11 protein-coding genes are annotated in these 16,216 nt (G+C 42.1%); all 11 read right to left on the bottom strand.

All coding sequences use genetic code 11. From position 1 onward, the window contains the following. Position 1: 1 nt before the first annotated feature. The 11 genes from EJP82_RS20405 to EJP82_RS20355 all read right to left on the bottom strand — a co-directional run bounded on the left by EJP82_RS20405 (position 2) and on the right by EJP82_RS20355 (position 16,176). Positions 2–1,285 (bottom strand): MFS transporter, encoded by a 1,284-nt coding sequence (locus tag EJP82_RS20405; RefSeq protein WP_127193906.1) that lies wholly within the window; start codon positions 1,283–1,285, stop codon positions 2–4. Between the two features lie 247 nt (positions 1,286–1,532). After that, on the bottom strand, positions 1,533–2,282 hold the full coding sequence (locus EJP82_RS20400; protein WP_127193905.1) for a tRNA threonylcarbamoyladenosine dehydratase: 750 nt from the start codon (positions 2,280–2,282) through the stop codon (positions 1,533–1,535). A 79-nt stretch (positions 2,283–2,361) separates the two neighbouring features. Further along, on the bottom strand, positions 2,362–4,818 hold the full coding sequence (locus EJP82_RS20395) for a glycoside hydrolase family 31 protein (protein WP_246054327.1): 2,457 nt from the start codon (positions 4,816–4,818) through the stop codon (positions 2,362–2,364). A gap of 19 nt (positions 4,819–4,837) precedes the next feature. Further along, positions 4,838–6,604 (bottom strand): glycoside hydrolase family 13 protein, encoded by a 1,767-nt coding sequence (locus EJP82_RS20390; protein ID WP_127193937.1) that lies wholly within the window; start codon positions 6,602–6,604, stop codon positions 4,838–4,840. Positions 6,605–6,633: 29 nt separating this feature from the next. Further along, entirely contained in the window at positions 6,634–7,476 is an 843-nt protein-coding gene (locus EJP82_RS20385; protein ID WP_127193903.1) for a sugar ABC transporter permease, read from the bottom strand. Continuing rightward, positions 7,473–8,783 carry a carbohydrate ABC transporter permease gene (locus EJP82_RS20380; protein ID WP_127193902.1) on the bottom strand — a complete coding sequence of 437 codons (1,311 nt, stop codon included), beginning with the start codon at positions 8,781–8,783 and terminating at the stop codon, positions 7,473–7,475. Before EJP82_RS20380 ends, EJP82_RS20385 begins: the two co-directional genes overlap by 4 nt. Before the next feature lie 86 nt (positions 8,784–8,869). Next, on the bottom strand, positions 8,870–10,189 hold the full coding sequence (locus EJP82_RS20375) for a sugar ABC transporter substrate-binding protein (protein WP_127193901.1): 1,320 nt from the start codon (positions 10,187–10,189) through the stop codon (positions 8,870–8,872). Positions 10,190–10,354: 165 nt separating this feature from the next. After that, on the bottom strand, positions 10,355–11,377 hold the full coding sequence (locus EJP82_RS20370; RefSeq protein WP_127193900.1) for a LacI family DNA-binding transcriptional regulator: 1,023 nt from the start codon (positions 11,375–11,377) through the stop codon (positions 10,355–10,357). Positions 11,378–11,581: 204 nt separating this feature from the next. Next, positions 11,582–13,363: an aspartate--tRNA ligase gene (gene aspS / locus EJP82_RS20365; RefSeq protein WP_127193899.1), complete on the bottom strand. Its 1,782-nt coding sequence runs from the start codon at positions 13,361–13,363 to the stop codon at positions 11,582–11,584. Positions 13,364–13,820: 457 nt separating this feature from the next. Further along, positions 13,821–15,077, bottom strand: a complete 1,257-nt coding sequence (gene hisS, locus EJP82_RS20360) for a histidine--tRNA ligase (protein WP_127193898.1) — start codon at positions 15,075–15,077, stop codon at positions 13,821–13,823. Between the two features lie 661 nt (positions 15,078–15,738). Further along, entirely contained in the window at positions 15,739–16,176 is a 438-nt protein-coding gene (locus EJP82_RS20355) for a hypothetical protein (RefSeq protein ID WP_127193897.1), read from the bottom strand. Between the last annotated feature and the right edge of the window lie 40 nt (positions 16,177–16,216).

Genomic DNA, 16,216 nt, shown 5'->3' with positions numbered 1-16,216 from the left:
TCTATACCTCACGAAATCCTTTATCCCACAGCATACTGACTGCGGCGATCACGAGCAAACCACCCATGATACCGAAAAATACCGGAACACTAATCCATTCTGCTCCTACACCAGATAATGCACTCCCCACAGGCATCGTAATCGTACAAAGTAAGCCTACCAAAGCGCCGACCTTGCCCAGCATCTCCATTGGTGTAACCTCCATGATATATGTGTTAAGAGGAGTGGATGCACATGTAACCCCAAGACCCATACCAAAAAACAATACACCTGCTGAACCAAGCCTGATCACTTCAGGCAGATGGGGTGGCAAACTTAGAAGAGAGTAACATACCCCTGAAATTAATAAACCACAGATGAGTAATGTGCTTTTCTTAAATCCGCTTCCTTTGTTACCAAGCCAAATTCCACCTAGAATCATACCCAGCACAAGTGAAACACTCAGTACGCTCATTCCTGTGGCTCCAGTAGATAATGTGTCCTTTACATATACGGTTTGCAATACATTTAACGGAGTCAAACAAAAATTAACAAAAGCCGCCAAAATAACCGTCGTCAGAATGAGCCTATGATTACGCACAAATTTAAAAGAGGCACTAATTTCCTGTCCATATTCACGCAGCTTTCCTCCTCCAATTGGCGCTGGTGCTGGCTCTGACTCAGTCTTCGTTACATGGTTAAGTACAATTAAATTGATTAAAATAGCCGAAATAATAAACGTTAACGAATCCAGTAGAATAGCTCCTGACAACCCTACCGTTGAGATGATCACCCCAACTACAGCGTAACCAGCCAGTTCAGCGGTCCTAGTAACGGAAGAGAGAAACGAGTTGCCACTTAACAATGATTCCTTTTCCAGCAAAGAAGGGACGATACTCATTTCAACCGGACGTGAAAAACACTCAAGTGTTGAATTCAAGAAAGTAAACAGGAATAAATGCCAGGTTTCAAGGAGGCCCATCGCATATAAAAGGGCAGTCAACGCGACGACCAAACCTCGTAACATATAGACTGTGAACAGAACCTTTTTCTTGTTCCACCGATCTGCTAGAACTCCCGCCGGAAGACCAAATATTACTGCGGGTATAAAGTTCACGGCGAATAAAGTTCCCATCAAAAGCTTGGATCCTGTCAGTTCATATACCATCCAGCTATATGCAATAGCATCTACTGAATCTCCAAAGCGAGAAATTGCGTCACATAAGAGAAATATTACATACGACCGATTGCGAAGCAGACTCCTGAAACCAGCTTTCCCTTTGGCTTGAACCAATTCCGTTTCCATGTAAACCCACCATCCTTCATTTCTATAAAATAATTTTAACGTTAAAATTATTTTATCATCGTTTTTATGATATTCAATCCCTTCGATAAAATTATTTTCACGTAAATTATTACGACGCATATTATTCCCAATTACAGTTCCTAGCTGATATATAAAATCCCCTCGCAGCATGATAATCGGCAAACAAAAAGCGCTGGCTCAAGGGCATCTAAATCCCTTATAACCAACGCTTTTTTGTACCATTAATTTAGTTTTGTTTATTCTCTAACAATTCACGTACAGCAACGCTAACCATAATTAAGCCAACAACAGGTGGTACGAAGGAATTACTAGCTGGTGGTTGCTTAGCCTTGCGGATCGCCGGGGCATTCGCCGGTACGATCTTCTCCGTCACATCAGCACGCGGCTTCAGTGGCTGCTCCGTAGAGAAAACCACTTTAACCCCTTTCTTGATGCCATCCTCGCGTAGCTTCGTACGAATAACGCGCGCCATAGGGTCCATATGAGTCTTGGAGATATCAGCTACTTGAAACTTAGTCGGATCCATCTTGTTAGCAGCACCCATGCTAGAGAGAATAGGAATTCCACGTTTACGGCATTCCTTGATCAGATGGATTTTATATATAATCGTATCCGAAGCATCCAGCACATAATCAATATCGTATTTGAACAGTTCCTCATAGGTTTCTTCCGTATAGAACATATTTAGAGCAATTGTCTCACATTCCGGGTTGATCAGTTTCACTCGCTCGCACATGAGATCCGCCTTCTTCTGTCCAATCGTTGTTGTCAACGCATGAATCTGCCGATTAATATTCGTGATATCGACAACATCCTTATCGATCAGGATAATCCGGCCTATGCCTGTTCTGGCTAAACCCTCTACCGCCATGGCTCCTACGCCACCAATACCAAGAACCGCAACTGTACTGTTCTTCATGATATCCAGGCCTTCTGCCCCTATAGCAAGCTCTGTTCGTGAAAATTGATGAAGCATGTCTATTTACCTCCCAAAATGTGACCACTATCTATAGAATCTTATTATTCTATATGATAGGGCAAAATAGGCCAAGGAATCAACATGATATAATTTCAAGGTATACTCCTTGATAATCAGTGAATTCGCTTTTGATAACTAGCTTTTGATTATGATTGCTATAATACCAACCAGACGCATGAACCTTTAGATCTTCCATATTGTCGACACGTTCAATACCAACGATATTATCAGGAACAAAGCCAAGCTGGTGAACATTGAAGATAAGTGACTTTCTCCCCAACCCATAGCCACTCTTAGCATACTTTAACCTGATCGAAAGCTTACCCATCTGCCTCTGGCATTGAACTTTCAACAGGTTACACTCACCTGTTTCATATTTGTCAGTAAGTCCGTCATCCTCATACAGCATAAATTCCCTTGTAGACAATTCTTCGCCTTCCAAATAACCAGAACAATACACATTGAAATCTAGTTGTAACCATTCCGCAGTTTCCGTATGCTGTTTGATTCTCGTCTGTGGAATAATAGCACCAGATCGTATAAAGATGGGGAGGGTATCTATTGGAGCCTGTGCAACGATATGCTGACCTCCATGGTGACGCTCCCCGCTCCAATAATCATACCAGGTTCCCTCGGGTAAATAGACAACCCGATGCTCTGTTCCTGGACGGTAGATTGGGGCAATCAACATATCTTTACCAAATAAAAATTGGTCAGATAAATGAAACGTATTTCTATCGGTGGGATATTCAAGTACTAATGGAGCCATGACAGGTAGGCCTGTTTGAGAGGCCTCATAGAATAGTGAATAGATATAAGGGAGTAAGCTGTATCTTAATTCGATATATTTTCGACAGATTGCTTCTACCTTGTCACCAAAGCCCCATGGCTCCTGGCCTTTTGTATCAATAGAACTGTGATTTCGACAAAATGGCGTAAATACACCTAATTGCATCCATCTTGTTAATAATTCACCAGATGTATGATGCACAAACCCACCGATGTCGGCTCCGCAGAACGGAACCCCCGATAATCCCAAATTGATTCCCATCGACATAAACAGTGACATATGCTCCCAATAACTACGATTATCTCCTGTCCACACAGCAGCATAACGTTGTATCCCTGCATATCCGGCTCTCGTTAGAATAAATGGCCTTTCACCCTGTAAAAGCTGACCAAGCCCCTCACACGTTGCTTTACACATCAGCAATCCATACAAATTATGGAGCTCTCCATGACTCTTCGGGTTGCCTCCATTCTGATGCATGATATCTATATCCATCGTTTTCGACGATGAATTGAACACGCTTGGTTCATTCATATCATTCCAAATCCCGCTAATGCCAAGATCAACATAAAATTGGTGTAAATCTCCCCACCACCTGCTAACCTTCTCATCTGTAAAATCAGGAAAGACACTTGCACCCGGCCAAACATGACCAACAAACTGGGTACCATCCGGTTTTTCACAAAAATACTTCTTCAAGCTGCCTTCCTCGTACACATTATATCCTTCTTCAATCTTAACCCCAGGATCGACAACAGGCACAACTCGAAAACCCATTTCCCTCAGTTCCTTCATCATTTTAGGAGGATCAGGAAACCGTTCTTTATCAAAAGTAAATACTTTATACTCATCCATGTAATGAATATCAAGGTAGATTACATCACAAGGTATTGCCCTCTTTCGAAATGTTCTTGCTAATTCCAACACTACATCCTGGCTCATATAACTGAATCGCGATTGTTGATATCCCAGTGACCACAGAGGAGGAAGCTTCATCTTTCCCGTTAATGTAGAATAAGCTGATACGACATCTTTAAGCCCAGGACCACCAATGAAATAGAGATCGATCTCTCCGTTCTCTGTTTCTATCAAATACGACTCTGTATCTGTACGCATATCAAATACCGTCCGACCAGGATTATCTGCAAATATCCCATAAGTTCCTCCGGGATGATGATGGATCAGTAACGGGATGGACTGATATAATGACTCCATATCTGGAACATGTGGGTCAAAGACATCCGAGTTCCACATCGTATATTTTTCCCCACGCTTATCCATAAAACCCGTTGTTTCTCCCAGACCATAAAGTAATGCTTCTCGCGATATAGCTCCACGGCAACGCAATTTCTTTCCCGCATAATATAACTCGTGGCTATCACATACCTCTTCCCCACCGAAACTTACACGAAATGACATTGTCGCTTTAGTTATTGTGACAACAATATCGCCTCTACTAATTTCCAACCAAAACTCAGTCTCTACTATACTCCAGCCCAATTGTAGTTCATAAGGTAGAAGTGCAGGTGTAGGTGCTATATCAGCGGAATGCCCCTGTATCGATCCGACAATTCTAACTACTGAGGGTCCAGGAAACAGAATCGTATAATTTACCATTTCTCCATATACGATAATATGTGTTGTACGTAACTCGTAACGAACGACCGAACCTATGTCTTTATACGTTATAGAGGCCGCAGAACTGTCTATTTGATCCGGGTGAATAGTTTCACTCGTTTGCATGTCCTCCATCTCCTATCTTTTAGTGGTTTGTTCTTGATTCCAACTTACAGCTACTCAGAATACGAAAATCATAAGAAGATAACTGCTCCTGAAAAATAGAGGGGGCTTCATTAACTATTTCATCAGAGAAAACATCTCTCCATTCCCCTATTGGCAATGATAGAGATACTGCAACGTCTTCTTTTCCAGCATTCATAATGATAATCAGGCGGTCATCGCCTTCAGCGCGTTCATATACAAGCAGCGAAGAGTCTTTCTCTGCTGTTAATGCCCGGAATGTTCCCTTGCGGAGAGCCGGGTGAGCCTTACGAAGTGCAATTAATGACTTGTAAAATAACAATAAATCCTTATCTTGTTTGGCCAGTTCCCACTCCATGCATCTACGATTATCTGGATCGAAATGTCCAGACAATCCAATTTCATCTCCATAATAAATGCTTGGAGCTCCTATAAAAGTAAATTGAAAAGCTACGGCTAGCTTCATCATCTCCTTATTATCTTTACATAATGTCAGTAACCGTACCGTGTCATGGCTGTCCAAATGGTTGAAGGCGGCCTCATTAACTTGCTGTGGATATCTCGCCAGATAACCGCCAATCCCAGCAGCGAACGTAAATGCATCCATGTTATGAAAGACCATAAAATCAAGAATAGCATTGGCCACAGGGTAATTCATGACCCCATCAAATTGATCACCTTCAAGCCATGCCATCCCGTCATGCCAAACTTCTCCCAATATATAGGCATCTGGTTTAGCATTCTTAACGACCTGACGGAACTCCCGCCAAAATTGATGGTCCACCTCATTAGCTACATCTAACCGCCATCCATCAATGTCACATTCTTCGATCCAATATCTTCCTACATTCAGGAAATATTGTTTCACTTCGGAATTCGCCGTATTTAATTTAGGCATAGTCGCTTCAAAAGCAAACGTCTTATAAGTCGGAATCCCCTCCTTAACCTCAAGAGGCCATTCGTTAATATGGAACCAATCGTAATAGAGGGATTCTGTTCCTTTCTCAACAACATCTAGATAACGGTTGAACGTAACCCCACTGTGGTTGAATACCCCATCCAAAATAACGCGGATTCCCCGTTCATGACATGCTTTAACTAGCGTCTTCAACGTTTCTTTATCTCCAAAATGAGGATCAATCTTCAAATAGTCACCTGTATCATATTTATGATTCGCTGGGGCTTCAAATATAGGATTAAAATAAATCACAGTAATTCCGAGCTCGCTCAAGTAATCCAGAGAGTTGATAACTCCCTGTAGATCACCGCCGTTAAATGAAGTGTACGTTGGCTTACTTCCCCATTGTTCCACTGTAACCGGATCATTCGAGGTATCTCCATTCGCAAAACGATCAGGAAATATTTGATAGAAAATCCCTTCATTGACCCAAGCAGGTGGCTTATGAATATCAATAGCATGAAGAAACGGAAATTCGAACAGTCCTAAATGTTCAGTTGGTGGATTATCGTGTATTCCTTTCTCCGTGAACCATAGTTGCTCTTCACCGCTAAGTAATTGAAACCCATATTGCAATCTCCCATAAGGAGGGTGAACAGTTGCTTGCCAATAATCAAACCGCTCATCACTTGCTATGACTCCCATCTGGGCTATCTGCATGTCAGCCCATGGAGCACATTTATCTCCAAATAACACTTGGACCTCAGCTACATCATTTCTTTTAGTCCGTATTCGCAAATGTATAGTTTGATCATCGTAACCGTATGACCAACATCCTTTAGGCCGATGATATATCGCTTCTAATAACATCAAATTACAGCTCCTTCGTAAATATTATGTTAGCCCTTGTCTGCTCCGGCCATCAGGCCTTCGACCAGGTATCTTTGGAGTACGATGAATAACAAAGTTAATGGGACAGCAACGAGTACGCAACCTGCAGCGAATAACGTAAATTCTGTCGCAAATTTACCTTGGACAATTTTGAATAAACCGACTGCAAGAGTTTGTTTCTCAGGTGTGCTCAAGACCATGTTCGCAAATATAAAATCAACAAACCCACCGCTAAATGATGTTAACGCGATATAGACTAACATAGGCTTGGAGAGTGGAAGCATGATCCGTCTGAATACAGTTAAATGACCAGCACCGTCTATTTTTGCCGCATCGATCAAGCTTTGCGGGACCGTATCAAAGAAACTTTTTACATATAAAAATCCCATCGGAGCACCAGCTGAGTATACGAGAATCAGCGAAAGATGTGTGTCCAATAACTGCAATTGCATCAATAAAATATAGACAGCAATCATGCTCATGAAGCCAGGGAACATACCGACAACTAGCATGTTAAGCATAATTTTCTGACGACCTCTAAAGCGGAAACGAGAAAATACATACCCCGTAATCGTTACTAGAAGCGTACTGAAAATCATAGTAAAGAAAGCAACCTTAAATGTGTTTATAAACCATTGCGCATATGGATATGTGGCAAACAAATCTCGATAATGCTGTAACGTAAATGAAGTAGGGATTAGATGTTCACTATATAAAGCATTACCCGGTCTAACAGAAGACATAATTACCCAAAGAGCGGGATATAGACATAAGATACCTATAGTGACCAGCCCAATATAACAAAGTAAATTTCCAAAGTTAAATCCTGACTTTAGATCCGACTTTCTCATCTGTACTGATCCTCCTCTTTGAATGCCTTAGTTCTCTTTAGATTCACAATAGAGAAAGAAGCGATAATAATGAAAATAAAGATACCAATGATAGAGGCATAGTTATACTTCCCACTGTCCATTGTCAATTTATACAACCAAGTAATCAGGATGTCAGTACTTCCCGCAAATTGATACGTTGGATTGACTGGATTACCGTTCGTTAGCAAATAGATCAGATTAAAGTTGTTTATATTCCCAGCAAAGCTCATAACAAGTAACGGCGCAAACGATAACATAACCGTTGGGAACGTTATGGCATTAAATTGTTGAATTGAACTTGCTCCATCAATTTCAGCAGCTTCATATAAATCTTTGGAGATCGTCGACAATATTCCTATGATCATCAACATGCTAATCGGAAACCCTATCCAGATATTTACGATAATCACCGTAAACTTTGCCCAGAAAGGATCTGTTAGCCATGGGAGTCCGCCTAATCCGAAATATTTGAGATATTGATTAACAGGACCAAACTCACCATTGAACATATTTCTCATGATCAAAAGTGATATGAACTGCGGAATTGCGTAGGGGATAATAAATAACGTCCGCCAAAATCCTTTAAAACGAATTCCCCTCTTTTGCACCATTAACGCCACAACAAATCCGCCTACAAAAGTTGTAATCGTTGCGCACACAGTCCAGATTAGCGTCCAAAGAGCAACCCCAAAAAACGTATTATTCCAAGCATTAATCGTAAAAAGATCTCTGAACCCATCGAATCCAATCCAGCTTACTAGCTTTGCTGGGGGTAGGTAATTCGGTGAAGAATAGTTTGTAAATGCCAGCATTATCATAAATAAGATCGGCATCAGTGTAAAAAAGATAACGAGCATGAGCGGAAGTGAAATAACCACCTGTGGAAACTTCTGACCCAATAAATAATTTACGGTTTCGCTAAAATTGTTAGACTTGATACCTTGTTCTCGCAACTTGCCTATCTGATAAGCATCTCGTATGTTTGCGACATAAATAAACAGCATAATGATCATCGCTAGAATAACAATCATTCCTTCGATCAATAAGAAGATTGAATGATCCCCACGAATGTTAACATATACTTTCCCAACCTTTTTAAGCTGATCGGCTTGTTCTCCTAAAGTGGTAATTCCCCATATAGCCCTTGGTAGTAGGGTTGCTAGATAAATACCTGCAATATGAACGAAGAAGAATACGATCCCTTTTAGTAACTGTCGATTGTATATTTGACCAAACCCCATACCTATGAAGGAGAGTATCATAGCCCGCTTTCGATGCTGTCCCATTCCGAATCATCTCCTGTAAATGGTGAATGTGTCCGTCATCCGCTCGCAGAAACGGATGACGTCACATTTTTATACACGTTCTCGCTTTATTTATTCAATGTTTCGATGCTCTGTTTAACATTCTTGACTGCGTTGTCCAATGTTTTCTGTACATCTTCACCGTTCCAAATCAGATCCAATGCATTCGCCATTGGTTCCCATACAGTCTGCATTTCGGGGATTGACGGCATGGCCTCTGAATATTCAAACTGACGAATCGCTCCACTCACCATCTCATTTTTTGCAATGGAGGGTTCATTCTCCATATCTTTACGTGCCGGAATGAATCCTGACACTTCGAAGTTCCTTACGAGTGCTTCTTTCGAAGTTACATATCTTGCAAACAATTTCGCTGCATTCGGATATTTCGAATAGGAGCTGACATAATAAGCCTTAACTCCAGCAAAAGTACGCGGGTTCTCATCATTAGGAAACTTAGGAAGTGGCATCATTCCTACTTCAAAAGGAAGTGATGAGAAGTTTCCGATATTCCATACGCCATCTAAATTGATAGCTAATTTACCTTCTTGGAACAATGCAGTCTTAACATCTGTAGTTAGATCGGCGGCAGTCATCGGTAAAATCTCACGCATAGTTTGGTAATACTTAGCTCCTTCAACAACTTGTGAACTATTAATTCCGATTTCTTCGGGATTGGTGTTGTTATCTCCGAATATTGAACCCTTGTATCCTGAGATAAACGGATAGTAGAAGTACAGATTATTCAAGCTCATCATGAATCCGTATTTCTTCTTGCTTACATCATTAAATGATTTAGAAAATTTGATAATATCGTCCCAAGAGGTCAACTCAGCTTCCTTAACTAACTCTTTGTTATAGAACAAGGCGTAGGTTTCCATATTTCTTGGATATCCATAGAGGATGCCATTCAAAGTAACTGCTTTAGTGGCTGTTTCCTGAAATTCAGCTTTTGTTTCTTCCTCAAAGTAATCATTGGGTAGTACAAAACCTCCCGCTACCGCTTGACTCAAGTTGTCATGGGGGAGAACAAGTAAGTCAGCACCCAATCCTGCAGGGCCGTCTGTTTTCATTTTTTGCATTTGTTCTGGAGCACCCTGTTCTTGAACTTCTATAGGAATGTTATATTGTGCGCTAAACTCTTTGGCGATTTCCTTTAGGAAGGGAATTCCGTCTTTACCATCCCAAATGATCAGTTTGGCACCCGGTTCCGCTGTTAACTCCTCATCCTGTGCCACTTCTTCTCCATTGACTTGTTCATTTTGTGAAATTGCGTTACTTGTGTTCGCTGTGTTGCTGGCATTGTTATTTCCCTTAGTGGAACAAGCTACGGTTGTAAAGACCATCATCATAATGAGTAACGACATAGCTATTCTTTTTGTATTCATACTGTAATCCACCCTTCACGTTTGAGTTAACCGCTTACAATTAAACATTTAATCATTTGAAAAACATACAATTCCTACTAAAACAACTGATATCTAGTAGGTGATCACCTCCTCAAGCCGCAATTAGATTAATCGTTTAATCATCTATTAAAAAAAAGCACTATTTTAACCTTTTGTGTTTGAAATAGTGCTTTGTCTTACAACCAAGCTAACCGGTACGGTAATATACTTATCATTACAAGTAATTCCATCAATCTGATCCAGCAGCATAGTTACAGCTACTTTACCTTTGTGCGCAACGTCCTGGCTAATCGTAGTTAGAGAAGGGATCATGTACTGTGTATAGAAGATATCATCAAAGCCCACCACCGAAATATCGCGTGGAACTGCCCATCCCATATCATATAACCCTCTTATTAGACCCATTGCTGATACATCCGAAAAAGCAAATATAGCACTGATCCCATCTGCATAACTGCTTACTTTTTGCGCAGCCTGGTAACCACCTTGTATGGATGAGGACTCTTCAAATACCAATTTATCATTCTTAGTAATACCATTCTCTCTTAGCGCTCTTAAATATCCTTGATATCGGAAGTAGTTAACCCCACCCTCTTGCAATTTACCTGTTAGTATCGCAATATTCTGATGACCAAGTCCCAGCAAATGCTTTGTTCCAAGATATCCGCCCGCTTCGTCATCCAAACAAACCTGATGAAGCTCCGGATCAGACAGATAGCTATCCAAAAATACACATGGCACACCTAAATTTAAAATTTGCTCATAAGAAGATGAGCGTTCAAAAACACCTACAACGATCAGACCGTCCAAATGACGAGTTTTTACAAATGAAAAGTTCTCCGTCTCATCAATACCAAGCAGCATAATCTGCACCTGATGATTTCGTGCACCCTTCTCAACTCCGCGCACAAGCTCCCAATAAAACGGATTATCCTGAATCATCCCTTTCTCTAAGAGCGGAACAACCACAGCAATTAAATGAGACTTTTTGTCTTTCAGATTACGTGCAGAAGCACTTGGGGCAAAATTCATTTCCTGAATAACTTTATTCACTTTAGCAGAGGTAGTGGACGATACCCTACCGGTTCCATTCATAACATTGGACACCGTAGCAATAGATACATTTGCGATTTGAGCAATATCTTTAATGGTGATTTTGTTATTCATGGTTACTCCTTATCTTTGGTTAAACGTTACATCAACTACTGATTCGATTAAACCATCCCAGTTATTTTTTGTCAATATTAATTTATTCATAATGTGGTAAGGATTCATAATAAACAAAATAGCAGACCAAGAATAATGATCTTGGCCTGCCACCTTCAAAGCTCTATAACTTATTTACATTGATGTGCTCTAGAAATGGTGATATTACTTTGTTTCTTCAGCCAACTTCTTAAGTGCTACTTTGATATGCAACTGTTCCAATTGTGTTGCATCTACCTCAGCTGGAGCGTTCATTAACAAATCAGTAGCGCTCGCTGTCTTAGGGAATGCAATAGTTTCACGCAAATTGGTACGACCAGATAGCAACATCACAAGACGGTCAAAACCAAAAGCAATCCCGCCGTGTGGAGGAGTTCCGTATTCGAATGCATCCATTAAGTAGCCAAATTTATCTTGAGCTTCTTCTTGAGACAAACCGATCGCTGCGAACATTTTCTCCTGTACATCACGTTTGTATATCCGCATCGAGCCGCCGCCTACTTCATATCCGTTCAGGACAATGTCATAAGCTTGAGCAAGAATTTGTCCTGGATCCGTGTCGAATAGGGCAACATCTTCTTCACGTGGGCGTGTGAACGGATGGTGTTCTGCAACATAACGCTTCTGATCTTCATCCCAGCCGAGCAATGGGAAGTTAACAACCCAAGCGAATTTAAATACATTATCGTCAATCAATCCAAGTTGACGGCCAATTTTAAGTCGAAGATTACCAAGAACATCAGCAACTACCTTTTTAGTATCAGCAGAGAAGAGCAACAAGTCTCCTTCTTCAGCTCCAGTACGTTCCTTAAGGGCTTCAATTTCTTGTTCATTGAAGAATTTAACGATCGGACCGCGGAATTCTCCCTCTTTCACTTGAATCCAAGCCAAACCTTTAGCTCCATAACGAGCAGCGAATGGTCCAAGGTCGTCAATTTCCTTCCGACTCCAAGTTCCGCAACCTTTAGCGTTCAGTACTTTAACTTCTCCACCTTTTTCGATGACAGACGCAAATACTTTAACACCACTTGTCGCAACGATGTCGTTCACTTCAATCAGTTCTAATCCGAAACGAAGATCCGGTTTATCAGATCCGTATTTGCCAATAGCATCAGCATAGCTTAGACGTTGGAATGGTGTCTCAAGTTCAATACCTTTGGTTTCTCTGAAGAGACGTACCATCAGTTGCTCCATCATGCCCAGAAGATCGTCCTGTGTAAGGAAAGACGTCTCAATGTCCACTTGTGTGAATTCTGGCTGACGGTCAGCACGAAGATCTTCATCACGGAAACAACGTGCGATTTGGTAATAACGTTCTACACCACTCACCATGAGTAATTGTTTGTACAATTGTGGTGATTGTGGTAGTGCAAAGAATTCACCAGGGTGAACACGGCTAGGTACGAGATAATCACGAGCGCCTTCAGGGGAACTCTTAGTCAAGATTGGTGTTTCTACTTCAATAAATCCTTCTCCATCTAAGAAATCACGGAATACTTTAGCCGCTTTGGAGCGGAGCCACAATGTCTTTTGCATTTCAGGACGACGGAGATCAAGGTAACGATATTTAAGACGAAGGGACTCATCCACTTCAACTCCATCTTCAATGAAGAATGGTGGAGTTTTAGCAGCGTTCAACACTTCGATTTCTGTAATTTGCACTTCAACTTCACCCGTAGGCAAGTTTGCGTTTACTGTTTCTGCATCACGTTTAACGACTTTACCACTAACAGCAATTACATACTCACTACGAACTCTGTCAGCGATTTGCAGTGCTTCTCCAGAATAAGCTGGGTTAAATACAACTTGGACAATACCGCTGCGGTCACGCAGGTCTATAAAGAGTACGCCCCCCAAGTCGCGACGGGTCTGAACCCATCCGTTTAATGTTACCGTTTCTCCAATATTCGCGGTGCTTATTGCTCCGCAATGGTGTGTGCGTTTCATAATAGTTATCTCCCTTTTGAGTTTTATTTATCTTTCTCATCCCATGGGTCTCATCCCACCCAAACCCTCCCTTACCATAAGGGAGGGCCCCAAGGGCTGCCGCCCTTTGGATACCCGCTTAGGTAACTTGGGAGGCTGTAGAGGCGCTCCTGTATCGCTATCTCCTTCGGAGATGCGCTTAGGTTTTGTGCGTGGCACGCTTTTCCCCCTTCGGGTACGTCTTACTTTTGCTGCACCCGTATTACCTGGAAACACACTGGTGAATTCTGCTGCTTTCGACGCACCCAGGTGGCCACGTGCTAGTAGTCGCTTTTCTCCCCTTCGGGGCACGCTCTACTACTTGTGCACCTGCTGGAGCGCTGTCTCCTTCGGAGATGCGCTACTTTCTACGTGTTGAGAGCCGCTGTCCCTTCGGGATGCGCTGTACGCTGGAGCAGTACTACTACTTCCATGCCTCTTATTTACTTAGCTCGTTCACTAAATTCGACAGTTTAACGGTGCGTTGTTCACCGTTCTCCATTGATTTGAGGGAGATTTCGCCGCGCAACAGCTCGTCATCACCGAGGATGGCAGTGTAGCGGGCTTGCATGCGGTCAGCTGATTTCATCTGTGCCTTCATTTTGCGATCAAGATAATCTCGATCAGCGGAATATCCAGCTTGACGAAGCTTAAACAGCTGTGTAGTAACTTCTTTATCTGCGGCTTCTCCTAGAGCAACGAGGTAGACATCAAGCGGTTTAACCCCGCTGATTCCGATTCCTTGTTTCTCTAGAATGATGGCAATCCGCTCCAGACCAAGGCCAAAACCGATACCAGGTTGATCCGGACCACCAACTTGACTTACGAGACCGTTGTACCGTCCGCCGCCACCAATCGTATCGATAGCGCCAATACCTTCAGCTTTATATTCAAACGCAGTGTGCGTATAATAGTCCAGTCCACGAACAAGTCGGGGATTAATGACATAATCAACTTCCATCGCTGTTAGTAGTTCCTGCACTTTAGCAAAATGCATAGTGCATTCTTCGTCCAAGCTATCTAGAATGGACGGCGCCCCACCAAACTTATCTTGATCGACTTTACAGTCCAATACACGCAGTGGATTACGATCCATCCGGGACTGACAATCCTTACATAAGCTATCTTTTATCGGTGTTAAGAATTGAAGCAACTTCTCGCGGTATACTGCTCGACAAGCCGGATTACCCACAGAATTCAGTTCAACTTTTACACCTTTTAGGCCTAGTTCACGGCAATATTCATAACCAAGTGCTACAACCTCAGCATCGATCGCTGGATTAGTTGCCCCAAACGCTTCCACACCAAACTGGTGGAACTGACGTTGACGTCCTGCCTGTGGCCGCTCATAACGGAACATGGGTCCGATATAATACAACTTGCTAATGTCCGGGTCGCCAAAAAGCTTGTTCTCGACATAAGAGCGAACTACACCAGCCGTTCCTTCCGGTCTAAGTGTCATGCTGCGATCACCTTTATCCAAAAAGGTGTACATTTCCTTCTCTACAATATCGGTTGTTTCACCAACACCTCGTGAGAAAAGTGAAGTCTGTTCGAAGATCGGTGTCCGAATCTCCCGGTAATTGAATCGCTGGCACAAATTGCGAGCCTTTTCTTCAATAAACTGCCATTTCTCAACTGTACCCGGCAGTAAATCCTGCGTTCCTTTTGGTTTAGTAAAATTGGTATTTCCCATGTGCTCCACCCTCCATCCAATATCAATTTATCTTGTGAAAAAATAGCCCTAAAAACAGAAAAATCCCGTTCCTGTTTAATAAAAACAACAGGGACGAGAGATTGGATTCCAATTCACCCGTGGTGCCACCCACATTCCGAATACCACCCTCCGGTCCAACATAACAAGAATTGTTATAGGTTGCCCCGTAGTAAATATGGCATTCGCTCAAAGCGGTTATCGCCCGCCTACGCCAATCGTCTACTTTATCAGCTGAATAGGATCGCCCTACTCGTCCGTATTTCGTCGTCGGTTCTCTGAGAAGTCTTTCGTTCAATCATCACCAGAATCCTTCCAGCCTGACTTCTACATAAGCCACTAGGTTCCAACATAACATGGGTAGTGGCGCAAAGTCTGGGATTCCTCTCTGTGGATGTGGAGCTGAAGTACTTTTTCCCGTCATCGAATAAGTATAAAACAAACTGTATATTTCCTGATTTTAAGTAACCCTTGCCACAAAGTCAAGACAAACAAAGAAAAAGACCTGTCACCAACGGGGTGCAGGTCCAAAAGTAATATATTAAAAGGGGGTCATGCTGTTATTATAAGCAGACAATGTTAAAGGAACATGATCCTAACATTACAGTTATATTACAAAAATGAAAGCGCTACAATTGTTGTCCTACTCATTAAGTTGCGCCACATACGCTCCTTGACTGCGTAACTTTTGAACGACATCATCGTACTCGCTATCCTTCACTTTAGCGTTGAGCACATATTGCAAGTCAGAATCAACATCTCCAATATTTTCAAAGCCAACTACTGCATCTAACGCTTCGTCAGGCCGTTCAACCTCACCATCGGCTACATTCGAAGATACAATCGGAATTATACCAAGGGAGGGTGTGCTTCCAGAGTACCCTCCCGTAGCAACGACATTTCCTGTCGCCATAGATCCAGTATTTGCAGGAGACAAAGGAACTTGCAAATTAGAGGTTCTACCCATCGCCTGATCAAGATGTCCTACCTCTAACTGTTCTAACCCGAGTGGTAGGAGACTGCTTCTAGCACCTTCCGCGTCGTCTTCACTTTTAAAATAAGCCTGAATGTGTTTGGACATTTTGACCATCTCTCCTTTTCTATACAACCTTTAATCCATC

This window comes from Paenibacillus anaericanus (assembly GCF_003994475.1).
In the GTDB taxonomy this organism is placed as follows: domain Bacteria; phylum Bacillota; class Bacilli; order Paenibacillales; family Paenibacillaceae; genus Fontibacillus; species Fontibacillus anaericanus.
The sequence above is the reverse complement of the archived record's forward strand: the minus strand, read 5'-3'. Positions and strand labels throughout refer to the sequence as shown.

Excerpts from the sequence above, each read along its gene's own strand:
- EJP82_RS20405 (WP_127193906.1), bottom strand. The coding sequence starts at position 1,285 with ATGGAAACGGAATTGGTTCAAGCCAAAGGGAAAGCTGGTTTCAGGAGT.
- EJP82_RS20400 (WP_127193905.1), bottom strand. The coding sequence starts at position 2,282 with ATGCTTCATCAATTTTCACGAACAGAGCTTGCTATAGGGGCAGAAGGC.
- EJP82_RS20395 (WP_246054327.1), bottom strand. The coding sequence starts at position 4,818 with ATGCAAACGAGTGAAACTATTCACCCGGATCAAATAGACAGTTCTGCG.
- EJP82_RS20390 (WP_127193937.1), bottom strand. The coding sequence starts at position 6,604 with ATGTTATTAGAAGCGATATATCATCGGCCTAAAGGATGTTGGTCATAC.
- EJP82_RS20385 (WP_127193903.1), bottom strand. The coding sequence starts at position 7,476 with ATGAGAAAGTCGGATCTAAAGTCAGGATTTAACTTTGGAAATTTACTT.
- EJP82_RS20380 (WP_127193902.1), bottom strand. The coding sequence starts at position 8,783 with ATGGGACAGCATCGAAAGCGGGCTATGATACTCTCCTTCATAGGTATG.
- EJP82_RS20375 (WP_127193901.1), bottom strand. The coding sequence starts at position 10,189 with ATGAATACAAAAAGAATAGCTATGTCGTTACTCATTATGATGATGGTC.
- EJP82_RS20370 (WP_127193900.1), bottom strand. The coding sequence starts at position 11,377 with ATGAATAACAAAATCACCATTAAAGATATTGCTCAAATCGCAAATGTA.
- aspS (WP_127193899.1), bottom strand. The coding sequence starts at position 13,363 with ATGAAACGCACACACCATTGCGGAGCAATAAGCACCGCGAATATTGGA.
- hisS (WP_127193898.1), bottom strand. The coding sequence starts at position 15,077 with ATGGGAAATACCAATTTTACTAAACCAAAAGGAACGCAGGATTTACTG.
- EJP82_RS20355 (WP_127193897.1), bottom strand. The coding sequence starts at position 16,176 with ATGTCCAAACACATTCAGGCTTATTTTAAAAGTGAAGACGACGCGGAA.